Source organism: Marinomonas sp. 63XJN7_9_ISO-PGPR-S23-217, assembly GCF_056173515.1.
Genome location: NZ_CM149678.1, coordinates 881,249 through 905,519, shown reverse-complemented (window position 1 = coordinate 905,519; position 24,271 = coordinate 881,249). Strand labels below are relative to the sequence as shown.

The window sequence follows — 24,271 nt, the reverse complement described above, 5'->3', positions numbered from 1 at the left end:
ATAAACTTCTAATCTTGGCTATAGCAACTTAAGGGCGGTTTAAACTTGTAAGGGCAAATACAATATTCATATAACAGATGTATTAACTTATAATAAAGTCCAATATCTTTGATTTTAATAATAAAAATTAAGCAGGGAGCTGTATGACAGTCTTAACACCGAGTGTTATTGAATCACTTCAAATTGAAAATTTCATATATCATGTCATTCGTCATGGTTCAGATGAACCATCTTTTAACGATGAAGTATCTTTAGAACAAGAGCAAAAAGAGTTCTTTGAAAGGCAAATCAGGCTATCCTGTGAGGGAACCCAGTTTTTATTTTCAAATCCAGAGTATAATAATTGCCGAATCGATTGTGTCGAAATTTTGAATGATGCGACATTGTTAGTTCTTAAATCACGAATGCTAGCGCTGCGATTTTCTACAGCTCATAATCGAACAATGAATGACGGAGTTTTCATAATTGCAGTCGTCTCTGTACTAGTTGGCGATGAGCGCCATAAGTTACTTTCTTTCCTCAAAATTGACTTTACAACCGTTTACCAGCAAAGAAGAAATAACGTAGATGGAAGACAAATCGTTTCGCTAACAAGAATCCTTGATTCATTGGCAGATACGCCGAGAGCGCTACAAAAGTGGGCCATTATAGATCCAGGAACTGAGTTCGCTTGGGATGTTATCGCTCTACAGCGCGGTAAAAATGGAAAAGATAAAGATACGAATGAAGCAATATCAGACTATTTTAGAAGCTTTTTGCAAGTAATTGTAAGAGATAACCCTTCTTCATTAACAAAGAAGGCAGTTGCTAGTACAACTGACTGGTCAAAAGAGATTGCCGGTAGGTTGCCATCTCACATTAAGCACACCGATATTAAGGCCCGATCTATTTCATACTTTGACTCACATGAGCAATTCGCTACAGACAGCTATATTGATCATGTGCTGGGAACATTTATTCCCTCAGAGTTGATGGAAGATGATCTTTCTGACGAGAAACAACAAGATAAAGAGCGATATCAACAGTTACAGACTGAGTGTAAAGCTTCGCTACTTAATATGCTTACTGAAAAGGAAATAGCTGGGCAAGTTTTCGAGTCCCGTCCAAATTCAATTCCAGGCTCAAACCGCAAGAGTAAATTAGTTACAGGCGAAGATGTAACCATATTTTTTAAAGGAGAGTTGGTTGAAAATAACATCAATATCTCTGAAGAAAATGGTGAGAAAATTATAACAATTCGTACAACTCAATTTGAAATGACCTAAGTATGCTTAAAACGTTAAATATCCTCGCAGAACATACTAAGATGTCTGAACTCGATGATAGAATCGAGTTTACATTCAATCCATCACAAATCCGAGCGCTAGAAAACGTGGAGGTGAGCCAGCTTTCCCCTTTAAAATTGCGTTGGGAAGGTGAGTTACAGGATGATTGGAGTGAGTTCGAAAAAATTCCAGATAACGCAATATGTAGAGCGATAATAAGAAAACAAGACATCCTTGAAAGTGAGGTCGAGGCAGATATTCAGGACCACATCCAACAAATACTGTTCTTCTCAGTGGACTTTTATCTAAATTGGCTGCAAAAACTAACATCAGAAATGTTTAGTAAAGACGGCTGCCTCAACAATTCTGGATCGACTGTAATCTGGCTTGGATTTGGAGATCTCCAAGTTCAAGGAGAGCGTTTGTCTATTATATCTTTGTGTAGACAACAGCCTCCATCAATATTTAAAAATAGCGACAGTATTGCGATTCCAAGTAGCACGGATATCAAGGCTCAAACACATTTTGTTGGGCAAGCAGAAACAATTTGTGAGCCACTAAATTACCGACTACCCTATGACATTGAAGTATGTGCTTTAACACAACCTTTTTATAATGCCTACGAGCAACTACTTGGTGTCGCTTTATCAAAAGAATTCTTAGGGTCAAATTACATCGTCATATCGGGCATAAAGCGTTTAAATATGAAACTGGTGGATGAAAATCATTGCTGTGATTTATCACAACTAGCAATATTAGAATCTATTGTTTCTTGGGTTTATGAAGAGCGAATTCAAGTTCGACTGCTCTTAGTTATGGATAGGGTGAGTTTAGATTTAGGTGATAACACATCTTTAATTCCAAGTATTTATGCTCACTTAGCGAATGCCCTTGATCAAGCTAAAGATAAATATGAATTCGTTATAAAAGATAGAAAAGAAGCTCATGCAAAGGAGCTATCTGATTTTCAAAAAGATATTAAGTCAGCTACTGATGGGTATTCGAAATCAACCAATGATTTGGTATCAGGGTTGTTTAAAGATGCTTTATCAGCAATTTTTTTCCTAGCAATTATGCTTTTTTCACGCTTAATAGGAAAAGAAGAATTACTTGATTCTGAAAATGTTCACTGGTTATTTAAGATATTAGCAGGCTATTTACTCATCAGCCCATTGATCCGTATATTTTTTGAAAGGCTAACACTGACTCTAGCGCTGGATGACTTGTCTCATTGGAAGGATACCACTCGAAATCATATTTCTCACAGAGATGTAAGCGATCTTATTGATTCCAGAACTGCCCCATATAAACGTCTGTATCTAAAAGCTATGCTATTGGTAATATTTTCTTCAATAGCACTATCAATATTTTCCTGGAATATTCCTAGCATATTGAATCATGATGCTGCCTTAGAAGTACAACCACAATCAGAAGTAAATAAAAAAACAGAACCTCTTCCTACAAATCTGAAGCCACAAAAAGAGCTTTGGCAGGAAAAACAACCTAATCCTGAGAGCAACCACATGCCTGCGTCGTCTAATAATACTGAAAAAAAATCACATAAAACACAGATAGAAGAGACCGAAAACAAAAATAGATAACTCTTAAATAGATTCAAACCTAAGAGGGCTTAAATTGTCTTGCATTTCTCTTAATCATTAGTGTTTTCGCGCTAACCTATGCATACAGTATCACTCTTTATTTAAAGAAAAAAAACTAAATGGATATAATTTTCCATCGGATTGTAGTGGCATAGTAATTTATCGTCCCTGAATAATGGAGTTTCAGGAAAGAAGCGTCATGCTATTTTTAGGTCTTTCCAGTGGAAAAGCTCACATATAACTAAAAGTTTGCACTCACTCCAGGTATTATCAGCTAGAATACGAGGCCTAGGGATAGATGAATAAACACTCACTTCATACCACCTTAAGCCGATAAAAGAGCTCACTGTAGTTGTGCTCAGAAATATAACAAAGCTCATGCAATATAACGTAGTCGATAAATTCACGAGGCGCTTTAGCCAGATGAGGATTCAAAGTTATCAGTGAGCATCAAAAAGGAGAGAAATCGAGATAAAATGGTCTTTCCTTATGCTCTACGAAGACTGAAAATAGCACAGTTTGGAGCGGGGTTGACTAAGGTCTTACCAAACTCTACTTACAGAATAATTCTTATCGAAATATCAGTTGCTCGTCTCTTTTTCATAGCAAATATCTAGTACATACCAAGTTTTATCTCCCGATGGAGCTCGAACAATAAGCTCATCACCTATTTTCTTGCCTAAACACGCTTTCGCCATTGGGGAATCTATCGATATGTAATCATCGCGGCCGTAGATTTCTTCACCTCCCACAATCCGAAAGCGCAATGTCTTTTCATCATCGTCTTCTAACGTAACCCATGCCCCAAAAAAGACTTTCCCATCTTGCTGAGGGTGGTAATCAACTATCTGAATATCTTCTAGGACTTTTCGAAGGAAGCGAACTCTTCTATCAATTTCACGTAAACGACGCTTATTGTATTGATAATCAGCATTCTCAGACCTATCGCCAAGCCCAGCTGCCCAAGTCACTATCTCAGTTATTTTAGGTCGCTCTTTACGCCACAAAAAATCAACTTCGTCTTTGAGTTTTTGATGACCTTCGCGGGTAATAAGCTTCGCTCGCATTCGGTTGCTCCAAGTATTTATGCTGTTTGATGAATTAAATTTGTTCCTGGGAAGACATAAGAATCTGTATGACTTGCCCCCTGCTCCGTTTATGGACAACGCTGATAATACCAGAGAAGACAAAGGATAGCCGAGATCACTGACCTGTTTAAGCAAGTCACCTTCCATTGGTTCAAAATCAATTTCACTGGACTAATATCGCTTATCATTCTTGTCTGTGGTTCCAAGGTTTTCGCGGTCACCGCTGGCCATTTAGCAAGCTTGGTGCGCTGGCGCTTTTTACCTTTGTAGACAAAATCATAAAAGGTACGTCATTTCGGACTTAAATTCAGGAAACAACATAGTAATTTGCATATATGATGAGGATAATGTTAGCCATATAGCTAACTTTATACTTGATAGAATCAAAGTTAGCTATATGGCTAACCTTGCAAGGGTAAGATATAAATTCTTGAGACACAGAAAATAAGGTTCTGGCAACTAGAAAGAAGCTTTGGGAAGTCCACTCGGTGCAGTTTTGGCGCTCTAGGGCGGAGTGAACCATTCCAGTTGCGAGAGCGAAAAATGTTTCCATTCGGCAAAAGTGTTTTCGCCTTCTCGCGTGGTATGGAGCAATTGTGTCATGAATAAGAAGCGTCACCCTGTGGCTTGTTTGCTAATGAAGGCAGGTGCATATTCCGCTGATTCCGGACACCGGTACCGTTTTAATCCGGACACCTTTTTCTCTTCATTTTCTCAGTCTCTAGTTTTACTCCATGTGTCCGGATTGCGCCAGTTTTCTCATCGATTCTCCTCCTAGTTCTATGCGGTGACTGTTGTGGATTAAACGGTCCAGTAAAGCGTCCGCAACCGTGGCATTGCCTATCATGTTGTACCACTCTTTCACTGGCAGTTGACTGATCATGATCGTGCTGCTGGTTTGGTAACGATCTTCTAAAAGCTCTAATAAATGGCCTGCATGATCGGCACTGAGTTTTTCCATCCCCCAGTCATCGAGTATCAGCAGCTGCTTTTTGGCGAGGGCGGCAAGTTGTTTTTGATAGGTGCCGTCTAAGCGGCCAAGGCTGAGGTCATCCAGCAGTCGACTCAGGCGCAGATAGCGAACGCTATAAAGTTGCTCGCACGCCTGTGAGGCAAGGGCGCAGGCAACATAGGTTTTGCCCGCGCCCGTTGGGCCTGTGATGAGGATATTTTGATGCTTTTGCAGGTAACCTCCTGTCAACAGTTCTCCTAGTTGGATGCGCTTTAGTCCACGCCCTTCTTTGTAGAGTAGTTGGCTGGCGCTGGCTTCTACGCGCAGTTTTGCTTGTCGTTTGAGCCGTTCGATTTTGCCATGATTTCTGCCTAGCAGCTCACTGTCAAGGAGCAGTGTGAGACGTTGCTCGAAGTCCAGTTCTCCATAGGTGGTTAACTGTTCTCGTTGTTGTTCTAACGCGGTAACGGCATGACTCAGTCGCAGCATTTTGAGTTGTTCAGTCAGGTGATTCATGTTGTTCTCCTAGTGGTAGCAGTGTGGCCCGCGAACATTGCTGTGCGGGGTGTCGGGTGTCGAGTCAGAAGGAAGAGACAGTGTGCCTTCCCGATGATGATCGAGCAGATTTCGGATAAAGCGCAGAGAAGGTTTGTTGACCAGTAAGGCATCCTGACAGGCTTGCTCTAGGCGGACATCCCCATGTTTGCGCGCGAGACTCAGTATGCCAAGACAGCGACGAGTGGCTTGGGCTGGATGGGCTTTGGACAGGATCTGTTGTTTGATGACGTTTTCGGTGGCGACACCAATCTGCTTGCTCCATCCGATTAAGCGTTCTGGTGACCATTTTTGATGTTGATGATGGCTCGGCATATGTTCCATGTGGGTGCTCAGACCATAGTCTTTTCGGCTGATTGGGTGAGACGAGACGGGCTGACCTTGATGGAAGATTTGTATGATCTGCGACGTCGCTTCCAGCGTCACATATTGACCCACAAGCTGATGCGGTACCGAGTAATAATGCTTTGCGTACTCAATGTGGTAATCCGGTCCCACTTTGGCGCGTTTATGTTCTGTGTAGACATACTTCTGCATCGGTAACGGTTTCAACGCGGGTTTATCGAGGGTGTCAAAAAGGGCTTGGCGACTCACGCCAATCTTTTGCATCGGCCGTTGGTTCAGAGCGTTCATCAGCTCTCGAACCGCATTATTCAGCTCTCTTAGGGTATGGAAGGTGCGATGACGAAGGCGCATCATGATCCAGCGTTCGACAATCAGAACCGCATTTTCGGCCTTGGCTTTGTCTTTGGGTTTATAGGGACGAGCCGGCATAATGGCGGTTTGATAGTGATGCGCTAACTGACGATAACTGTCGTTGAGTTTCGGCTCATAACGATCTGTTTTTGTCACGGCAGCTTTTAAGTTGTCTGGCACCAATAAAGCGGGAACGCCACCGAAGTGTTCAAACGCATTGGCGTGACACTGTAGCCAATGCTCCAGCTTTTGACTTTCGCTGGCTTCAACGTAGGTGTAGTTAGACGCTCCCAGTGTGGCGACAAACACTTGTGAGTGGCGAACGTCGCCCGTTTCCGGATTGACGATCGGGATAGTCGGTCCGCAATAATCAATGAATAACTTGTCACCTGCGGTATGGAGTTGACGCATACTGCGTTTTTGTGTGGCGAGCCAACGACGGAAGTACTCGCAGAACTGGCTGTAGCCATAAGTGCGCTCTTGGTGCTCGGCAACATATTCTTCCCACAACAATTGCTTCGTCGCCCCTTTGCGCTTGAGTTCGATAAAAAAGTACGCAAAGTCCGGCATCACTTTCAGGCGATTAGCCGGTTTTTCTTGATACAGCGCTTTAGACAGATCGGTATCGGAAACGTCACTGGCAAGGGGCCAATAATAGTCACTTTGTTTGAAACGAGTCAGGACATCGGACACGGTAGAGCGGCCGACATTCAAACAAGAAGCAATCTGCCGCGTGGATAAATGGCACTCATGTTTGAGACGCAAAATCTCTTTAATATTGGTCATTGAGGTTCTCTTTCTGGTCATGATCACTTCCTGGCAACGTATTAGGTGTAACCAAGTGTAGTGAGCGATTGATTTAAAAGAGAAAACGAAGGGATTCCGGTGAATCCGGACAGGGTTTACGCTAATCCGGACAGGGATTCCGGGGAAAGCCAAAAAGTGTCCGGTTTAGAGCGTAATAGGTGTCCGGATAAAAACGGAATGGGTGTCCGAGTTATATCGGAATGGGTGTCCGGATTGCTCCGGTATATGCAGCAGGAGAATCATGCCCCCAGATTGGGTGTCTGGGAGGTGATGAAGCTCTTAAGAGCGATGTTTTTGTACAGGGTTGCTGGCAATGAGGCACATTGGCTAAAGGAGTTCTTTTCAGCGCGTTCAACACGTTTTCAACGTCGACGGCGCATACTCACCTTACATGGGCATATAGAACTGTTACAGCAAAGGCTTGTCGTTGTAACACATCAAAAAGAACAAACTACTAGCCAATATCAATCAGGGATTAACCGTTTTGTAGAGATATCCATGGCTTCAGCAATATCCCAAAGTGCTTTTAGAGTGACGTTAACTTCCCCTCTTTCTATACGCCCCATGTAGCTGCGGTCAATTTTGGACTTCGCTGCTAGCACTTCTTGAGAAATTCCTCTAGCTTTACGCTGATTCCGAATTAGCTCTCCAACCTCTTTTGCTATGTTTCTCATTTTAGTATCTTAAAAATGAAATACAATCGCTAATTGCGGACTATATCTCCACGGACTATAATCCGTATTTTTGCAAATTGAGATAGTTATTTTGAAATCTAAGCCCATCTCTCGCGTTGTGGAGGAGTACTTCCAAACAACGGATCAAGACAAAACCACTATAAATGACGTACTCAAACACTATGTTGAAAAATACGGTGAGAACAACCCGATAGAAATGAAAAGAGCGCGACACGCTATTTATCTAAAAATTCATCGTTTAGTTAAATCTGGCGTCTTAGTCGTTGCCTCAAAGAGTGGTAAGAGCACTTATTACGCCCAGGCTAAAAACAAAGAGGAAGCTGATAAGCAAAAAACTATACCCATTTCCGTTGTTAAGAGCGAGAAAGATATACTCTATAAGCGTAAAGCTGAACTTGAGTATGAACTTGAACTATGCATTGCGGAAGCCCAAGGCTATGAAGAGATGAAATCTATATTGCCCACTCAACTTGATTTGTTGATATCTAAAAAAAGTGAAGCGAAAAAGCGAGCGATAACACTAAACGGCTTACTAACCAGCACTCAAACCATATTACATGCGCTCTCATGAAGAAAATGCAAAATCTCTCATTACGAACTTGGCAAAAGAACTGTTTATCCAAAGCACTAGAAATCTATCAAACTGGACAGCAAAATTTTATGTGTGTTGCTGCACCAGGTGCCGGTAAAACAAGATTCTCTGCATCGTTGGCAAAAAGCTTATTAGATGCTGACCACATTGATTTCGTTCTTTGCTTTGCCCCCTCAGTCAGTGTACAGAACAGCATTCAAGAAACCTTCAGCAATATATTAAATGATCGTTTTGATGGCAAAATAGGCGCAAAAGGCTTGGTTATTACTTATCAAGGTATCCAATATTCTTACCAAGAACTCGCACATGTTATTAAGAACTACAAAGTTTTAATAATCTCTGATGAAATCCATCATTGTGCTTCAGGTGTAAGTAGCACATCTAATCAATGGGGGCAGCTGCTAGTTTCTTTAATATCAGAGGGCAATCCCTTAACGCTAACTTTGAGCGGTACTCCTTGGCGATCAGACAGCACAAAAATAGCGCTTCAGAGCTATTCTGGGGAGCCTCAAGAGCTTGATACAGACTTTGTCTATGGGCTCGGCGACGCGGTTAGAGATAAGGTTTGCAGGAGACCTAGTTTAATATTGCTCGATAATAGCTCTATTGATGTTCAAGAGAATTCTGAAACTCATAAATTTAGTAGTATTCGCCAGGCAATTGAGGCTGAGAAGCTAAAATATAACGAACTGCTCACTCATCAAGACTCACTAAGTCAGCTCATGATTTATGCCCATGAGGAGCTGATTAGAATTAGAGAAAAACACCTTCGTGCCGCAGGGTTAGTTGTTGCCTCATCAATTGATCAAGCGCGTCGGATATCTCAGTTTATTATCCATAATTTTAATGAGAGTGCTATCGTAGTTAGTTATGACCAAGTTGATGCCCACGAAAACATCAGAGAGTTTCAAAGCTCAGAGGTTGACTGGATTGTATCTATCGGAATGGTAAGTGAAGGTACGGACATTCCACGCTTACAGGTCTGCGCTTATCTAAGCAATGTTAGAACAGAACTTTACTTTCGCCAAGTACTTGGACGAATTCTACGAATAAACCAAAAAACAGACGAACCCTGTTCCATGATAGCATTTGCTGAACCAAAGCTAATTGAATATTCAGAACGAATTAACCAGGATCTACCAGAAGATTCGATGAGAATAAAAGTCATTGAAGAGCAGACTCTAATAAAAACAGCTGACTCAAATGCATCCACTCAAAGCTCAGAAAAAAACGACTTTACTGCTATGAAAACTATATCAACCAGCCATACTAATTCATTTGATAGACTCCACGACATAGCTTCAGAAGCGTCACATTCTATTAGAATGGCTTTCTGTAAGGATTCCTATCGGACAACTATTTTATCACTCTAAGAAATGGAACTAGCAGATCAAATTAGCAATAATGAAACTTTGTTGATTCACAACCGTCTGGAGGCTGAAACAATCCCATGCATGCTGTAGCTGTTCATTAACGATAAATGCATCACTTGTACTAGCTCAGACATAACCTGACAGTTATCTCATTTTGAATTAGAGTCTGTCAGTTTAGATCCGAGTTAGATTCTTCTCTGCCCAGATAGCTTTTCCATCAAGTAATATGTCTAATGACGTTCTTCCTCAACACATTTTTACCTGATGAATTCGGTCATTATTGTAATAGTCTAGATCTTTTGCAGAGTTCCTCGACTCTCGTAGAGTCTCTTGCGAAACGTCACCTAATAAAAACCATTGAGGCGACAACTATCCTGACACAGGGGGGTCCATTGTGTCATTCACTCTATCTTTCAGATTGGGGGTCGTCTAGAACGGTTGATTAACCCATCAAGATTACCATTTTGAGCCAGCTATTGATGACGATAATACGTGTCTCGTGATACGCCCATGATCCTGCAAGTTTTTGAGACGCTACCCATTTTTTCTACAAGATTGAGCAAACCCTCTTTGTGTTTAATAATGGGATTGTTAGTATGCAACATAGCTAAGGGATTAGATGTGCCACTAAGTTGCTTCTTTTATGATAACGACATCTAAGAAGAGATCGTTAAGCAGCTAGAAAAGCTAACAGATACTGATGAATAGACAATATTAAAAATCATCATTGAAAAAGCGCCGGATTAGTTTCAGAGGATATAATGCAAGTTGCCAGTTTTTATTCATACACCCTCATGCAGCTCAAAGAAAAATGTAAAGAGCTAGGTATCAGCAACTCTGCGGAGTATAAAAAGGAATATTCTAAGCACATTGGATTCCCAGCACATCCAGAAAGAACTTTTGCTAGGGACTGGGTCAGCTTTTATGACTTCTTTGATATACCTGACTTTATTGACTATGAGTCACTAAAAAAGCTTATAAAACCGCTTAAGATTAAGAGCCAAGCAGCATATAAAAAATTTGTGAAAGAACAAAAAGATCCAACATTTCCTTTGGACCCACAAACTGCTTACCCTAACCAATGGGTTGACTGGTATACATTTTTAGGAAAAGAACGACCTTTCAGAACTCAATATATAAGCCCAGACTATAAGGAGTGGCGTAAACTCATAGAAGAATTTATGAGGACTGCAAGAGGAGGAGAAAGTAAAGTAACCTCTCTCTGCCGATTTGTTCGGTTATATATTGAGAAATATAACATAGCCGACTCCCCACAAAGTTTTATGATGCTTGAGAAGCCGCTTTTAAAGCCTTTACATAGTGAGATCGGAAATTTTAGTGATAACACCAAAGGCAATATAATTAAAAATGCAAACGAGTTTCTAGATTATGTTCTTGATAATTATCTGACCATTGAAGATGAAGATACGGGAGAAATTCTACGCATTACCGGTGCAAGAAACCCACTAACTCTATTTTTAACAGATAGAAGCGTAACAGCCCCACACCGCTCCGAATCGACTAAAGCATGTTTGCCATATCATTTTGTTAAAAATGCCAGCAAATGGATTTTCCCAGAAGGGAAAAAGAATCTTAGAGAGCTTAAACACATTCAAATATTTGAAGCTGATTGGATAAATGTCGATAAAAATATCATCGACAAAATGGATCCTGACTGTGTATATAAAGTATTAAATGGAAAGTACTTCCTATGGTGCCCCACTGATTGGATTCATTTATACGCATTATTAAGAGTACCACTTCGAGGAAGACAAATTGCCTATAATGACTCAGGGGAAGGCGATGCAAAAATTGCAGATTTAGATAAATCTGGAAAAGTCATTTGGAAACACAACTATAGTCACTTAGCGAATACAACAAAAGCTCAATCTTTTATTAAAGACTATGGTAATGATAACATTGGCATGTTTGTTACAACGAACAAAACTAGTGAAAAAAACAGAGAATACTCAATTCCATATATGCCTGATGATTTAGCCTACTGGCTAGTCAAATTGAGAAAGTGGCAACAGAAATACAATTCTATAAGCAAACCTACTCCATGGCTTACTCTAACCAGAACCAACCTAAATGAGACCCAACGAAAAGCTAAAGGGGTGAACTGTTTTCTTTTCCGAGCATTTGGTGACGTAGAACCAAAGAATCCGTCATCTGCACTGACCACACGCTTAGCTGCTACATTACACAACATCCAACCAACAAATTTAAAACTAGCTGAATTTAAAACAATTAAATCTAACCTAAGTCATTATAAATCAATATACACACCTCATTCCATGCGAGTAAGCCTGATAACCGCCTACATTATGGACATGGGAATGCCTATTGAAGTAGTCATGAAAATTGTAGGACACAGCTCTGTAGTAATGTCGATTTATTACGTAAAGATTTCAAATGTAGAAATTCGTAAGAAACTAGAAGCGGCTGAAAAAAATGCTCTACAAAAACAGGCTATAGAAACCCAGAAAGTAATTGAGCACAATCAAATTGAGTCAGTTAAAAATACTCTTATATCAAACAATGATGATTTACTGAAATCTCTCACTAACACCATTCCAGCGGGAAACTATATATTTCGTGATTATGGCATTTGCCCTTACGCAGCTTCCCAATGCTTTGATGGAGGAGAGGAAATAAACAACAGTCAAATCAGATCTCCTGTTCCACAAGGATATCTGGGTAGCCAAAATTGCTTACGTTGTCGCCACTTTATTACTGGCCCAGCTTTTATTGGAGGATTGCTATCAATCACGAATGAGAATACTACTTGAATCTAACTGTCAGTCGGAAATCTGCAACAAAATACAAAATAGCATTGACTCAATAGAATCAGAATTAAATATTTTAGACGAAAAAGAGTTCATGGCAAACGCGCGAGGAGATGATTTCAATGCCCCAAATAGGCATAGTCTCGAGATTACGCTAAGACAAAAAGAATCAGAGTATGAGAGCGCCGCCAAAAAGTTAGATGTCTTGCTGTGTGACTTACAAGCCTCTTACACACTAGTAAATAAATGCTTAATAGCAGCAGATGAATCTAGTAATACCGACAAGTCGACTCCAACGCTTCTAAAAGCACAAGATGCAAACATGTTACTCGAAATAGAAGAAACTAGTCACTTTGAGCAGCTACAAGAAATTTGTGAAAATGCTACAATCTATACTTCAGCTAACGCAAAGAGAGCAATTTATCCAAGATCGCAATTACTTGATCGCATGGCCTCTATGAACAATATCGCTCCCACTCTTTTTATGCTAACAGAAGAACAGCAATTTAATGTTGGTAATGAAATATGTAATTTACTGAAAACTCGTCTTGGTAGCTGGAAACGAGTTAATGAGCTTGTGACTGGTCGAGTTACTCTAATAGACCTTGGGGCAGAAGAAAAAATAGAGCCGTCAGAAATTCAGGTTGCCATAAAATCATCTATTGAGAACGCCACCCAAAGGCTCGGCTATTAGGAATCCGTCTTGAATACGAAAGAACTACTTCAAAAGTTAAAATCTGGCAGCAGTAAGAGAACACAATCTTCACTCGACGCCTTGTATGTCATTTGTCTCTCTCAACTAGAGAAAGGTGAAGTTGATTTTTCATACACTACAATTGCAAGGTTAGGCGAAGGGAAAGGAGTACCGAAAGCACAATCTATTCGAAATAAATCTGGAGAAAAATATCAGGCCCTAATTTCATATTTTAAATCAGAGTCAGAAAAGAAAAACCCTAAAAGGCTTTCGCAAAGAGATAATGATTGGGTTGATAGAATTCAAGATTCAACCACAAAAATACTAGTTAAACAATTGATCCATGAAAATAAAAAATTAAAATCAGAACTAAATGAAATAATACCTCCAAATTACTTAGTGGAAATAAAAGATTATAAACAAAAAAATGAAATCGAGAAACTTACGCCTATAGAAAGAAGGGCATTAGAATTTTTATTAAGTGAGCAATTCAAAAGAAAACTTTCTTTTTCTGAGGACGACTTTGGAGGCTACGTTGACATCAATGGAAATAGAATTTTTCTTGTGGGAACAATACCAGCGATTAAAAAATGCATTAATAATTTATAAATCAATAATAATCATCAATTTTTACTTAGAGTGCTTATACTTCATTTTCGGATCATTAATATTGACCCATTCCTTAATTATTTCATTAACACTAAGCTTATTAAAATTAGATATATTTCCTTTTAAAATATAAGTACAAGAAAACTCTTCAAATGCAGAATAAAAGTGAGAGGTATCTTTATTTGAAATATAGATTCCTGTCTCATTTTTTTCAAATTTTTCAAAGCTATCACGAAAAATTTTAGCCAAAACGTATGGTTTGACAATTTCAGAAATATCCTTTGAATATAAATGATATGCAGTTTGTTTAGAGCTAAAAGATAACACTGAATAAATTTGCGCTAAGGAGTAATCACATAGTTTATCCTCAATATACATCCTTAAAGAGTGAGTCTCCTCAAAAGGAATCCTCTTTTCTTTAGTATCGATATAAAACAAATCCATACACCGTTCAGAGAGAATACTTAGAATAAATACCTTGAGACTTTCTATATCCTTTAAAGTTAATGGTTTATCTTTTGCATATTCCGCTGATTCCGGACACCGGTACCGTTTTAATCCGGACACCTTTTTCTCTTCATTTTCTCAGTCTCTAGTTTTACTCCATGTGTCCGGATTGCGCCAGTTTTCTCATCGATTCTCCTCCTAGTTCTATGCGGTGACTGTTGTGGATTAAACGGTCCAGTAAAGCGTCCGCAACCGTGGCATTGCCTATCATGTTGTACCACTCTTTCACTGGCAGTTGACTGATCATGATCGTGCTGCTGGTTTGGTAACGATCTTCTAAAAGCTCTAATAAATGGCCTGCATGATCGGCACTGAGTTTTTCCATCCCCCAGTCATCGAGTATCAGCAGCTGCTTTTTGGCGAGGGCGGCAAGTTGTTTTTGATAGGTGCCGTCTAAGCGGCCAAGGCTGAGGTCATCCAGCAGTCGACTCAGGCGCAGATAGCGAACGCTATAAAGTTGCTCGCACGCCTGTGAGGCAAGGGCGCAGGCAACATAGGTTTTGCCCGCGCCCGTTGGGCCTGTGATGAGGATATTTTGATGCTTTTGCAGGTAACCTCCTGTCAACAGTTCTCCTAGTTGGATGCGCTTTAGTCCACGCCCTTCTTTGTAGAGTAGTTGGCTGGCGCTGGCTTCTACGCGCAGTTTTGCTTGTCGTTTGAGCCGTTCGATTTTGCCATGATTTCTGCCTAGCAGCTCACTGTCAAGGAGCAGTGTGAGACGTTGCTCGAAGTCCAGTTCTCCATAGGTGGTTAACTGTTCTCGTTGTTGTTCTAACGCGGTAACGGCATGACTCAGTCGCAGCATTTTGAGTTGTTCAGTCAGGTGATTCATGTTGTTCTCCTAGTGGTAGCAGTGTGGCCCGCGAACATTGCTGTGCGGGGTGTCGGGTGTCGAGTCAGAAGGAAGAGACAGTGTGCCTTCCCGATGATGATCGAGCAGATTTCGGATAAAGCGCAGAGAAGGTTTGTTGACCAGTAAGGCATCCTGACAGGCTTGCTCTAGGCGGACATCCCCATGTTTGCGCGCGAGACTCAGTATGCCAAGACAGCGACGAGTGGCTTGGGCTGGATGGGCTTTGGACAGGATCTGTTGTTTGATGACGTTTTCGGTGGCGACACCAATCTGCTTGCTCCATCCGATTAAGCGTTCTGGTGACCATTTTTGATGTTGATGATGGCTCGGCATATGTTCCATGTGGGTGCTCAGACCATAGTCTTTTCGGCTGATTGGGTGAGACGAGACGGGCTGACCTTGATGGAAGATTTGTATGATCTGCGACGTCGCTTCCAGCGTCACATATTGACCCACAAGCTGATGCGGTACCGAGTAATAATGCTTTGCGTACTCAATGTGGTAATCCGGTCCCACTTTGGCGCGTTTATGTTCTGTGTAGACATACTTCTGCATCGGTAACGGTTTCAACGCGGGTTTATCGAGGGTGTCAAAAAGGGCTTGGCGACTCACGCCAATCTTTTGCATCGGCCGTTGGTTCAGAGCGTTCATCAGCTCTCGAACCGCATTATTCAGCTCTCTTAGGGTATGGAAGGTGCGATGACGAAGGCGCATCATGATCCAGCGTTCGACAATCAGAACCGCATTTTCGGCCTTGGCTTTGTCTTTGGGTTTATAGGGACGAGCCGGCATAATGGCGGTTTGATAGTGATGCGCTAACTGACGATAACTGTCGTTGAGTTTCGGCTCATAACGATCTGTTTTTGTCACGGCAGCTTTTAAGTTGTCTGGCACCAATAAAGCGGGAACGCCACCGAAGTGTTCAAACGCATTGGCGTGACACTGTAGCCAATGCTCCAGCTTTTGACTTTCGCTGGCTTCAACGTAGGTGTAGTTAGACGCTCCCAGTGTGGCGACAAACACTTGTGAGTGGCGAACGTCGCCCGTTTCCGGATTGACGATCGGGATAGTCGGTCCGCAATAATCAATGAATAACTTGTCACCTGCGGTATGGAGTTGACGCATACTGCGTTTTTGTGTGGCGAGCCAACGACGGAAGTACTCGCAGAACTGGCTGTAGCCATAAGTGCGCTCTTGGTGCTCGGCAACATATTCTTCCCACAACAATTGCTTCGTCGCCCCTTTGCGCTTGAGTTCGATAAAAAAGTACGCAAAGTCCGGCATCACTTTCAGGCGATTAGCCGGTTTTTCTTGATACAGCGCTTTAGACAGATCGGTATCGGAAACGTCACTGGCAAGGGGCCAATAATAGTCACTTTGTTTGAAACGAGTCAGGACATCGGACACGGTAGAGCGGCCGACATTCAAACAAGAAGCAATCTGCCGCGTGGATAAATGGCACTCATGTTTGAGACGCAAAATCTCTTTAATATTGGTCATTGAGGTTCTCTTTCTGGTCATGATCACTTCCTGGCAACGTATTAGGTGTAACCAAGTGTAGTGAGCGATTGATTTAAAAGAGAAAACGAAGGGATTCCGGTGAATCCGGACAGGGTTTACGCTAATCCGGACAGGGATTCCGGGGAAAGCCAAAAAGTGTCCGGTTTAGAGCGTAATAGGTGTCCGGATAAAAACGGAATGGGTGTCCGAGTTATATCGGAATGGGTGTCCGGATTGCTCCGGTATATGCATCTTTAATACCCCTCCTCATTTTTACCATATCTTCTTTTAGACATTCAACACTTATAATATATTTGCTTAAAAATTTAGATTCCTTAAAAACTCTTTTTAACTCTCTTAGATGATTATATTCTTCACCTTTAAAATAATTTGTAATGTTTTTTAATAAATGAGCAACATCTTCAACTGAATCTTGTATAAATTCACTATCAATATCAAAAAACAGCCCTTCGAACACCAGATTTTCAAATAAATTTTGGTCTAAATTTGAGTAGCCGGTCATTTTTAAATTAGAATGAGGCAAGGCCTTTAAACCTATATTTCTGTAATTCACTAAATAAACAAAAAAAATTACTTTAAGATGATATGGTGCAGATGAAAAGTTATCAATAGTATTGAGAGAAACTAGATCCTGTTGGACTTTACTCAAGGATCTTACAATATTTTTTTTCTCTTTTTCTAGAGAGCATTCAAAGCAGAGTCCGTCATCTGAAGTATTAGAAAGTATCAATGCCGCACTACGATTTGTTACATAGTTTGGAGACGAGCATAGCTTACAGAATCTTTGAGCCCCATTGAGCCCAACAACTGGTGCCTTCTGAGAAATTGCAGTTACGTCCTTACGGTTCATCCCATATAGTTCAGCAATATCAGTAACTTGATGAATATATTGACCTGCTTCATTACGCAACCAATACGCATCAAGAACATCTAATTCTTGCTCAGAAAGAGCCTCTAAAAACACATACAGTTTTGTAAGGTTCAAAAAAAAATCCCCGTTCACAAATAGTACACAAAAATATTATCTATACTATTTTCAGTCAACTGTTTTTTATTGCTTTTTTAACATTTAGTATATTAGTTGAGGTTCTTTCGACCGTTCTGCATTTTCAGAACGATCCCCCTGGGCAGCCGCTTCTCGAACGCTCTCAGTCACCGCTGGACGCTTTTCTTTCCATAAGTATTTTAGCTCGGCAAGCAGGGTTTGAGCCCCTTCGTGTGTGATGTAAGCGGATTTAGGTGGGGAAGGAGGACGATATCGACTCATAGTAGTAGGCTTAGTTAATCAACAATATGTTAGAAATCGAGACTTTTGCACGACTACTGCGCTTGCCAATACTTTGTTAAAAACAAACTCAAAATGCTCATTTATAGCGATAAACTCCGCTTTCTCGTCTGTTTTTGCCGTGTCTTGGCGTCGCTCGTGACATCGTGCAAAGGTCTCAAATCTTAATAAAACATGCCATCAAACCAACGTCTGACAGCATGTTGATATAATACAAAGCGGTTATGCTTCTTTGTTGTGTAGATGGACATCCATTTGAGGGTAAGGAATACCAACACCTTGTTCATCAAAGGCGTATTTAAACTTCTCTAATAAATCCGCTCTGACGGTCCAATAGTCCCCCGCATTCACCCAAGGTCTTACAAAGAAATTGACTGAACTGTCAGCCAATTCAGACACGGCTATTAAATACTTAGGCTCTTTGAGAATGCGTTCATCCGCGTTAATAATGTCTTCCATGATGCTTTTAGCAAGACGAATGTCGGCGTCATAACTAATACCCACCACCAAATCTAGGCGACGAGTTGCTTCACGAGAATAGTTCACAATGGAACCGTTCATAATGGAAGAATTGGGGATGATGATCACACGGTTATCCGGCGTTTTTAGATAGGTATGGAATAACTCTATACGATCAACGGTTCCCATTTGCCCGCCACCATCAATAAAGTCGCCAGCACGAAAAGGACGTAAAAGAATAATTAACACGCCAGAAGCGAAGTTAGACAAAGACCCTTGCAAAGCCAAGCCAACGGCTAAGCCTGCAGCACCTAAAATGGCAATAAACGAGGTGGTTTGAACCCCAACTTGTCCTAATGCCATTAATACCACACCAGCAAACATTAAGGCGTACAGAATACTGGATGTAAAACCAGCTACCGCACGATCCACAGAGGCTTTAAGCATCCTATGTTCACACCAACGGGATATTTTAGAGGCTATATACTTACCGACCAATAAAATGACAAGGCCAATCACGATATTAATCACCATATCGGTTAACCAAGGCAATATGGCAGAACCTTCACCCAGCCACTTTTCCAATTCACTCATGTATATCTCCCTCACTACCTTATTAAATACGATGTTTTTACCAAGACGATGTTTTGAGCAAGATGCCCAATAAGACTCTTTCTATCATGAAAGTTAGACGATTAAATGTGTTTTATGCTGCCACTCATCCAATAAACAGGTTAACTGCTTAAGCCCTTCAGAATGAAAACGTACACATTGTCGACCATCAATGAGTTTGGTTTCTTTACGAAATGCGTCATCAATCACATAACACTTGGTACGTAAATTCTCTATTTGTTCATTGTCACGAATCATCATGCCAATGAACATATCCCAATCCTGCTCAGGTAAATTACCTTGTACAGCCTTGTCTAGCAAACTAACACAATCTGCCTCCGTCATACGATAATACGGAACTTTTGATTGGTAACGCATATAAAAGAGCATAATAGCAACTAATAAAATAAAAAATAGCGCTATGGATAAAACCAACTGAGCAATCATCTCTAAATAACCCGTTTATGCCTGATAAATAGAATAAAGAACATTCAATGCCGAGTACTATTGAACCGGAATCACAAGCATTCAATCATCCCTATTGAAAGGAATAACTCAACAAGGCGTTTTTAGCACGCATCAATTGCTCGGCATGTTGCTGTTCATAGTTATCCATTTCGACGCGAAACTTTTTACGAGCTTCTTTTGGCAAGGCACTCCATTGCTCGTGTGTTGGAATATGTTCCGTTTGCTCATGCAAATCATAAATGACACAAATATCCTTATGATCGGATAAATCCAACCCTAACTGATCCAGCAAATTTTTAATACGAATACTTGCCTCAATCCAACCTAACTCTTCGGAACCAACGGTTTTGAGCAAAATCTGAATGCTATCAATCCGAGCTTGACGCTCTTGAACGACGCGCTTCTCACCTTCTTTGATTCGCTCCTCACGAATTTTGGCAACTTTTAACTGGCGGACAATCACAATCAACGCCACAACAATCACGACTGCGGATACAGCCAGTAAACTAAAAAACGCCGTCAACGACATAAAAACCTCATACAAATATCAACTTACGGCTAAAACCATAAAACAGTTCATTATGCCTGACTTAACAAAGACAATAGCTCCTCATAAAGAGCGGGGACCGACACCAATAACGCCTCCCCATTAATCGCCTCAGGCCAAGGGGAGCTAATTGGCTCATAGCGCCCGATTGTCGCCCCAGCTTCTTGAGCGATTAACGCCCCAGCCGCCATATCCCAAGGCTTCAGGCTTTCAAAATACGCCTCTAAACGCCCAGCCGCGACCCAACACAAATCTAACGCAGCGGAGCCATTTCGACGAATATCCTGACACTTCGTCAAAATGACGCTGACACGTCGGATAATACTGGGGAGTGTACTTTTATCGTAGGGAAACCCCGTTGCCACCAAAGCATTACGACACTGTGTTTGTTGGGAAACAAAAAGGCGCTCACCATTTAAATAAGCCCCTTTTCCTTTCACCGCCCAGAAACATTCCTCTAAAAACGGCGCATTCACCACCCCAAGCACTCGCTCTCCGCAAAGATACAGGCCAATCGACACAGCCACATGGCGATGACCATGGGCAAAATTGACCGTACCATCAATCGGGTCGATAACCCAAACGGGCTTATTAGCAAGCTCAGCAAGGGCAAGTTTAGGTGACGACTCCTCCGATAAAATCACATGATCCGGAAACGTTTGCGTGATCTGCTGGCAAATATACGCATCGATTGCCAAATCAGCCGATGTCACCAATTCATGATCTGCTTTGTAGTCTGTAGAAAACGCCGCTTTGTTTCTGGCCTCGACCATCATCTGCCCAGCGTACGTGGCGATGCTTTTGGCAAAGTTAAGCCATTCATCTGTCTCTAATGGCTCTGAAACCATGATTCATTTCCTTAGTAATCTATTCAATATATGGTGCGTTAAACTTTCTTTTAGCAAAGGGCGAGTTGAATTTAACCCTTTATTACGCCAAACGCGCATTCAGCCAAATGGAGATATCCTGAATTTGCTCAGGACAAACGGAATGGGGCATATCATAGGTTTTATAGTCAACTAGATATCCCTTATCACTTAAAAGTTGACTAGCCTCTTGCGATAGACTGATGGGCACGACGGGGTCTTGCTTGCCATGGTGAATCAAAAAAGACGTCTTGCCATTCGCACACTCTGACGCCGCTGGTACCATTGACTTATCCGCCAAATAAGTCGATAGCGCCATAACCCCAGCCAATGAATAAGAGGTCGTCAGGGATAGCTGATAAGCAATCACACCACCTTGTGAAAATCCCGCTACAACAATACGGCTAGGATCAATACCTTGTGCGATTTGTGCTTCAATAAGGTCACTGACTTGCGCGCAAGACTCAGCAATATTGTCTATATCAACCTTACGTTCCAAAGTGATTTCGTAAATGTCATACCAGGCTCGCATTTCCATACCGCCATTGACCGTCACGGGACGAATGGGCGCATGGGGAAACACAAAACGCACTTTTAAGGATGGATCAAGTGCCAGTGTTGGGACAATGGCTTCAAAATCATGGCCATCTGATCCTAAACCATGCAACCAAATAACAGCAGAATCAGGATTCTGCGCCGTCTCCACCACAACACTCGGTAATAATTCGGCCATTATTTACTCCAAAAAAATAGGCTAATACGTTGCGTATTAGCCTATCATAATGACACTCAATTGTGGCCGTTTTCCTACCAAGAAAACACTCAATGCTCTATTGGAAAACGCAGCTGTTTCACCTTCTGATGCTGGTCTAACGAAAACAGCACATCCGATCGCTCAGGCATGACAGCTAATAGATAACGCGTTAAACGTTCGTAATATTGCATAAAGCCCTTAAGTACTTCCGGCGACATGATTTTGATATCCAGAGTATCCAATACTCCCCCATGAATATCATAAAGATGATCCTCAAGCATGCGCTCTTGTTTGTTACGCCACTCATAGACCACATCATAACCGGGTGATTGCATCCACATTTGAATATCAATCACATCAAACAGTACCTTATAATCCCCATGAAGATGCTCATTAATCGCCTTTCTCCAAATCCCCTCTGGATCCTTATCTTGCTCCAAACGATTAATTGGTTTGTTAATGGCTTCTCCCAAAGAAAACGCCCCCACACACCAACCTTCAAATAAAACAACATCAACAGGCCCCTGCACTTCGGGCCATAAATTCACAGGTTTTCTATCATCAAGGGATTTATCAAAAGCCGGCATACGCATTACTTCGTCTTGCTTAAGATTTTTTAAACGAGCGAAGACGCTCTGTGCCAATGGCATATCATGCGTACCAGGCACCCCTCGAGTAGAAAATAAGGAGTGTGTGCTATTGGCGTATTTCACACGATCTTTACGTGTGCTATAGAGATCATCCAAACTGACCACCACGCTATTGAGCCCAAACCCTTTATTAAGAATACGGCTAATAACGCGGCAAAAGGTCGTTTTCCCACAGCCTTGCGGCCCCCCTAAACCCACCACCAAAGGCCCTTGTTTAAGCGAGACTTTACCACTTAACCAATTCGCAAAAGGGAGGTAGAGCGTATCTATTTCATTGACAAGAGCTTCATCTGCATACACGCTTCTCAGTGTTTGGGTAACCTCAAAACGTAAACGTCCAGCTAAAGACTCAGGCATATCATGCTTCCAATCATAGAAGCCTCTTGGATGCTTCATCATAAGACAACACCTACACATCAAAAAATGACATACGAGGCAATTTACCTTGTCTTACTACAACCCCTAACTTCACTCAACATCTACCATTTGAGAAGTGAGGGCCTGATTTCATTACTGCATTGTGTCGTTGACTAGGTAATCCACTCGCCCGTTCCATTGATCCATTTCAACAACTGCTCCTATTCCAACAGCTATCCTCAAATAACGATAATCGTTCTAGCAACTATTAATCGTTCTAATAACTATAGCAGCAAGAGCACAATCGTACATTTTTTGATCAGAAAAATCACAAAATCGATCAGGTAACACGTTAATCAAACGCAATGCTTAGCTGTTCTGCCTGTTGTACAGATAAGCGATAACCTACTCCAATCAAACGAACAGGACGCATATGGCGTGAATAAGCCTGATGCAATAAGGAAGCAAACACTTCATTGGAGAAGCTGCTTTGAATCGGTTGTTCTACCGTTGTTTGCCTAAAATCATTAAACTTTAATTTCAAATAGTATTTGCTAATCAGCGGATAAAAATCCCGCCCCGCCAAACGCGCCTCTAAACTCGCCAGCAGCTCTGGCAGCATACTCAAACACTCTTCTAGTGAAGGCAAATCATGGGGAAACGTATGTTCAACAGACACACTCTTGCGCTCACGGGATACTTGCACAGGGCGATCATCAACTCCCTTGGCAAATTGTTGTAGCCGAAACGCCATACTCCCGATGGTTTTCTGTAATAATGAGAAATCTATCGACTGTAAATCCGCACATCGGTGTACACCAATGGCGGCCAATTTTTCTTGAGAGACCTTACCAATCCCCGAAATGCATTTCACAGGTAATTGTGACACAAACTCAAATTGACTTTCCGGTGTGACGGTTTTCAAACCATTAGGTTTGTTCCAATCACTGGCCACTTTAGCAATAAACTTATTCGTCGCAACGCCTGCGGAGACTCGAATACCGACTTCGTTAAAAATTTGTTCTCGTATCGCTTGGGCAATCAATGTTGCACTACCTTGATAGGAAGAAGCGTCCGTCACATCCAAGTAAGCTTCGTCCAAAGAAAGCGGCTCAATAATGTCAGTATACTGCCGGAAAATGGCATGCATTTGCCGCGAGGCAATACGATATTTCTCCATATTTCCGGGCAAAATAATTAAATTTGGACACAAGCGTTTGGCAATGGCGGTCGGCATCGCTGAACGTACACCGAAGGTACGGGCATGGTAATTTGCCGTACATAATACACCACGAGATTGAGACGCTCCCCCGATAGCCAATGGCACCTTTTCCAAAGAAGGGTCATCACGCATCTCAATAGCCGCATAGAAACAATCTGCGTCGATATGAATGATCTTCCTAAGCTTAACCATGTCTTCACCCGAAAACTGTATATAAAAACAGTATAATACCTTCCAAAAGCAAAAACACGTCCTTACCCTAAAAAGCCCTACAACCAACTAGACTAAAAGCCATATCATGCGAGTGAAATCAATAGATTTACACGGGAAAACATGGACGTCTCACAGACAAATGGTTTACATTTTGTCCCTAGTAAAGGAAAGGAGTCATGATCTGGTCTACTTTTTGCTACAGGCATACATTATTCCTATGGTTAAACATCGCTAACACGAG

23 protein-coding genes and 2 pseudogenes are annotated in these 24,271 nt (G+C 41.5%); 7 read left to right on the top strand and 18 right to left on the bottom strand.

What is annotated here, in order from left to right:
- The first annotated feature begins 143 nt into the window (after positions 1 to 143).
- Both AC0VYI_RS04270 and AC0VYI_RS04265 read left to right on the top strand, forming a co-directional pair.
- Positions 144 to 1,265: a nucleoid-associated protein gene (locus tag AC0VYI_RS04270; RefSeq protein WP_475447528.1), complete on the top strand. Its 1,122-nt coding sequence runs from the start codon at positions 144 to 146 to the stop codon at positions 1,263 to 1,265.
- 2 nt (positions 1,266 to 1,267) lie between these two features.
- Positions 1,268 to 2,866 (top strand): hypothetical protein, encoded by a 1,599-nt coding sequence (locus tag AC0VYI_RS04265; RefSeq protein WP_475447526.1) that lies wholly within the window; start codon positions 1,268 to 1,270, stop codon positions 2,864 to 2,866.
- Positions 2,867 to 3,181: 315 nt separating this feature from the next.
- Here AC0VYI_RS04265 and AC0VYI_RS04260 read toward each other — a convergent pair whose 3' ends face one another.
- From AC0VYI_RS04260 to AC0VYI_RS04240, 5 genes are all read right to left on the bottom strand, one after another.
- Positions 3,182 to 3,301 (bottom strand): M48 metallopeptidase family protein, encoded by a 120-nt coding sequence (locus AC0VYI_RS04260; RefSeq protein WP_475447524.1) that lies wholly within the window; start codon positions 3,299 to 3,301, stop codon positions 3,182 to 3,184.
- Positions 3,302 to 3,447: 146 nt separating this feature from the next.
- Positions 3,448 to 3,933, bottom strand: a complete 486-nt coding sequence (greB, locus tag AC0VYI_RS04255) for a transcription elongation factor GreB (protein WP_475447522.1) — start codon at positions 3,931 to 3,933, stop codon at positions 3,448 to 3,450.
- A 748-nt stretch (positions 3,934 to 4,681) separates the two neighbouring features.
- Entirely contained in the window at positions 4,682 to 5,422 is a 741-nt protein-coding gene (gene istB / locus AC0VYI_RS04250; RefSeq protein ID WP_475443432.1) for an IS21-like element helper ATPase IstB, read from the bottom strand.
- 9 nt (positions 5,423 to 5,431) lie between these two features.
- The gene (gene istA, locus AC0VYI_RS04245; protein WP_475443430.1) at positions 5,432 to 6,964 is read right to left on the bottom strand and encodes an IS21 family transposase; all 1,533 of its coding nucleotides are present in this window, start codon (positions 6,962 to 6,964) and stop codon (positions 5,432 to 5,434) included.
- A gap of 464 nt (positions 6,965 to 7,428) precedes the next feature.
- Positions 7,429 to 7,638, bottom strand: a complete 210-nt coding sequence (locus tag AC0VYI_RS04240; RefSeq protein ID WP_475447520.1) for a helix-turn-helix domain-containing protein — start codon at positions 7,636 to 7,638, stop codon at positions 7,429 to 7,431.
- Between the two features lie 91 nt (positions 7,639 to 7,729).
- Between AC0VYI_RS04240 and AC0VYI_RS04235 the strand changes: the two genes are divergently transcribed.
- Both AC0VYI_RS04235 and AC0VYI_RS04230 read left to right on the top strand, forming a co-directional pair.
- Positions 7,730 to 8,230, top strand: a complete 501-nt coding sequence (locus AC0VYI_RS04235) for a hypothetical protein (RefSeq protein WP_475447518.1) — start codon at positions 7,730 to 7,732, stop codon at positions 8,228 to 8,230.
- The gene (locus tag AC0VYI_RS04230) at positions 8,227 to 9,624 is read left to right on the top strand and encodes a DEAD/DEAH box helicase (protein WP_475447516.1); all 1,398 of its coding nucleotides are present in this window, start codon (positions 8,227 to 8,229) and stop codon (positions 9,622 to 9,624) included. Before AC0VYI_RS04235 ends, AC0VYI_RS04230 begins: the two co-directional genes overlap by 4 nt.
- A gap of 378 nt (positions 9,625 to 10,002) precedes the next feature.
- Here the strand turns inward: AC0VYI_RS04230 and AC0VYI_RS04225 are convergent.
- Positions 10,003 to 10,229 (bottom strand): annotated as a pseudogene (locus AC0VYI_RS04225) (helix-turn-helix domain-containing protein); the annotation flags it as partial.
- A 156-nt stretch (positions 10,230 to 10,385) separates the two neighbouring features.
- Here AC0VYI_RS04225 and AC0VYI_RS04220 point away from each other — a divergent pair.
- The 3 genes from AC0VYI_RS04220 to gmtX are packed head-to-tail and all read left to right on the top strand — an operon-like array spanning position 10,386 to position 13,716.
- On the top strand, positions 10,386 to 12,416 hold the full coding sequence (locus AC0VYI_RS04220) for a VPA1269 family protein (RefSeq protein WP_475447515.1): 2,031 nt from the start codon (positions 10,386 to 10,388) through the stop codon (positions 12,414 to 12,416).
- A complete protein-coding gene (locus AC0VYI_RS04215; RefSeq protein WP_475447514.1) occupies positions 12,400 to 13,107 on the top strand; it encodes a hypothetical protein in 708 nt (235 codons plus the stop codon). The genes AC0VYI_RS04220 and AC0VYI_RS04215 overlap by 17 nt, the downstream gene beginning before the upstream one ends.
- 9 nt (positions 13,108 to 13,116) lie before the next feature.
- Positions 13,117 to 13,716, top strand: a complete 600-nt coding sequence (gmtX, locus tag AC0VYI_RS04210; protein WP_475447513.1) for a gamma-mobile-trio protein GmtX — start codon at positions 13,117 to 13,119, stop codon at positions 13,714 to 13,716.
- 21 nt (positions 13,717 to 13,737) lie between these two features.
- On the opposite strand, the gene AC0VYI_RS04205 is transcribed toward gmtX, so the two are convergent.
- From AC0VYI_RS04205 to dinB, 12 genes and pseudogenes are all read right to left on the bottom strand, one after another.
- Positions 13,738 to 14,283: a hypothetical protein gene (locus AC0VYI_RS04205; protein WP_475447512.1), complete on the bottom strand. Its 546-nt coding sequence runs from the start codon at positions 14,281 to 14,283 to the stop codon at positions 13,738 to 13,740.
- Positions 14,284 to 14,314: 31 nt separating this feature from the next.
- The gene (gene istB / locus AC0VYI_RS04200; protein ID WP_475443432.1) at positions 14,315 to 15,055 is read right to left on the bottom strand and encodes an IS21-like element helper ATPase IstB; all 741 of its coding nucleotides are present in this window, start codon (positions 15,053 to 15,055) and stop codon (positions 14,315 to 14,317) included.
- Positions 15,056 to 15,064: 9 nt separating this feature from the next.
- Complete coding sequence (istA, locus tag AC0VYI_RS04195) at positions 15,065 to 16,597, bottom strand: IS21 family transposase (protein WP_475443430.1); 1,533 nt, start codon at positions 16,595 to 16,597, stop codon at positions 15,065 to 15,067.
- Positions 16,598 to 16,787: 190 nt separating this feature from the next.
- Positions 16,788 to 17,582, bottom strand: coding sequence for a hypothetical protein (locus AC0VYI_RS04190; protein ID WP_475447511.1), 795 nt, complete (start codon positions 17,580 to 17,582; stop codon positions 16,788 to 16,790).
- A 114-nt stretch (positions 17,583 to 17,696) separates the two neighbouring features.
- Positions 17,697 to 17,864, bottom strand: a pseudogene (locus tag AC0VYI_RS04185) (transcription elongation factor GreB); the annotation flags it as partial.
- A gap of 240 nt (positions 17,865 to 18,104) precedes the next feature.
- Positions 18,105 to 18,935: a mechanosensitive ion channel family protein gene (locus AC0VYI_RS04180; protein WP_475447510.1), complete on the bottom strand. Its 831-nt coding sequence runs from the start codon at positions 18,933 to 18,935 to the stop codon at positions 18,105 to 18,107.
- A 93-nt stretch (positions 18,936 to 19,028) separates the two neighbouring features.
- On the bottom strand, positions 19,029 to 19,400 hold the full coding sequence (locus AC0VYI_RS04175; RefSeq protein WP_199477956.1) for a hypothetical protein: 372 nt from the start codon (positions 19,398 to 19,400) through the stop codon (positions 19,029 to 19,031).
- A 91-nt stretch (positions 19,401 to 19,491) separates the two neighbouring features.
- Positions 19,492 to 19,950: a DUF2489 domain-containing protein gene (locus AC0VYI_RS04170; RefSeq protein ID WP_475447509.1), complete on the bottom strand. Its 459-nt coding sequence runs from the start codon at positions 19,948 to 19,950 to the stop codon at positions 19,492 to 19,494.
- 50 nt (positions 19,951 to 20,000) lie between these two features.
- A complete protein-coding gene (locus AC0VYI_RS04165) occupies positions 20,001 to 20,816 on the bottom strand; it encodes an inositol monophosphatase family protein (RefSeq protein ID WP_475447507.1) in 816 nt (271 codons plus the stop codon).
- Between the two features lie 82 nt (positions 20,817 to 20,898).
- Entirely contained in the window at positions 20,899 to 21,567 is a 669-nt protein-coding gene (locus AC0VYI_RS04160; protein ID WP_475447506.1) for an alpha/beta hydrolase, read from the bottom strand.
- A gap of 89 nt (positions 21,568 to 21,656) precedes the next feature.
- A complete protein-coding gene (locus AC0VYI_RS04155; RefSeq protein ID WP_199477960.1) occupies positions 21,657 to 22,637 on the bottom strand; it encodes a hypothetical protein in 981 nt (326 codons plus the stop codon).
- A gap of 310 nt (positions 22,638 to 22,947) precedes the next feature.
- Complete coding sequence (gene dinB, locus AC0VYI_RS04150) at positions 22,948 to 24,009, bottom strand: DNA polymerase IV (protein WP_475447504.1); 1,062 nt, start codon at positions 24,007 to 24,009, stop codon at positions 22,948 to 22,950.
- Positions 24,010 to 24,271: the final 262 nt, after the last annotated feature.

Bases quoted from the DNA above. Each gene is read 5' to 3' on its own strand.
- AC0VYI_RS04215 (WP_475447514.1), top strand. From the start codon at position 12,400: ATGAGAATACTACTTGAATCTAACTGTCAGTCGGAAATCTGCAACAAA.
- AC0VYI_RS04230 (WP_475447516.1), top strand. From the start codon at position 8,227: ATGAAGAAAATGCAAAATCTCTCATTACGAACTTGGCAAAAGAACTGT.
- AC0VYI_RS04165 (WP_475447507.1), bottom strand. From the start codon at position 20,816: ATGGTTTCAGAGCCATTAGAGACAGATGAATGGCTTAACTTTGCCAAA.
- istB (WP_475443432.1), bottom strand. From the start codon at position 15,055: ATGAATCACCTGACTGAACAACTCAAAATGCTGCGACTGAGTCATGCC.
- AC0VYI_RS04180 (WP_475447510.1), bottom strand. From the start codon at position 18,935: ATGAGTGAATTGGAAAAGTGGCTGGGTGAAGGTTCTGCCATATTGCCT.
- dinB (WP_475447504.1), bottom strand. From the start codon at position 24,009: ATGGTTAAGCTTAGGAAGATCATTCATATCGACGCAGATTGTTTCTAT.
- AC0VYI_RS04240 (WP_475447520.1), bottom strand. From the start codon at position 7,638: ATGAGAAACATAGCAAAAGAGGTTGGAGAGCTAATTCGGAATCAGCGT.
- greB (WP_475447522.1), bottom strand. From the start codon at position 3,933: ATGCGAGCGAAGCTTATTACCCGCGAAGGTCATCAAAAACTCAAAGAC.
- AC0VYI_RS04170 (WP_475447509.1), bottom strand. From the start codon at position 19,950: ATGTCGTTGACGGCGTTTTTTAGTTTACTGGCTGTATCCGCAGTCGTG.
- istA (WP_475443430.1), bottom strand. From the start codon at position 16,597: ATGACCAGAAAGAGAACCTCAATGACCAATATTAAAGAGATTTTGCGT.
- AC0VYI_RS04175 (WP_199477956.1), bottom strand. From the start codon at position 19,400: ATGATTGCTCAGTTGGTTTTATCCATAGCGCTATTTTTTATTTTATTA.
- istA (WP_475443430.1), bottom strand. From the start codon at position 6,964: ATGACCAGAAAGAGAACCTCAATGACCAATATTAAAGAGATTTTGCGT.
- AC0VYI_RS04220 (WP_475447515.1), top strand. From the start codon at position 10,386: ATGCAAGTTGCCAGTTTTTATTCATACACCCTCATGCAGCTCAAAGAA.
- AC0VYI_RS04160 (WP_475447506.1), bottom strand. From the start codon at position 21,567: ATGGCCGAATTATTACCGAGTGTTGTGGTGGAGACGGCGCAGAATCCT.
- AC0VYI_RS04155 (WP_199477960.1), bottom strand. From the start codon at position 22,637: ATGATGAAGCATCCAAGAGGCTTCTATGATTGGAAGCATGATATGCCT.
- istB (WP_475443432.1), bottom strand. From the start codon at position 5,422: ATGAATCACCTGACTGAACAACTCAAAATGCTGCGACTGAGTCATGCC.
- AC0VYI_RS04270 (WP_475447528.1), top strand. From the start codon at position 144: ATGACAGTCTTAACACCGAGTGTTATTGAATCACTTCAAATTGAAAAT.
- AC0VYI_RS04265 (WP_475447526.1), top strand. From the start codon at position 1,268: ATGCTTAAAACGTTAAATATCCTCGCAGAACATACTAAGATGTCTGAA.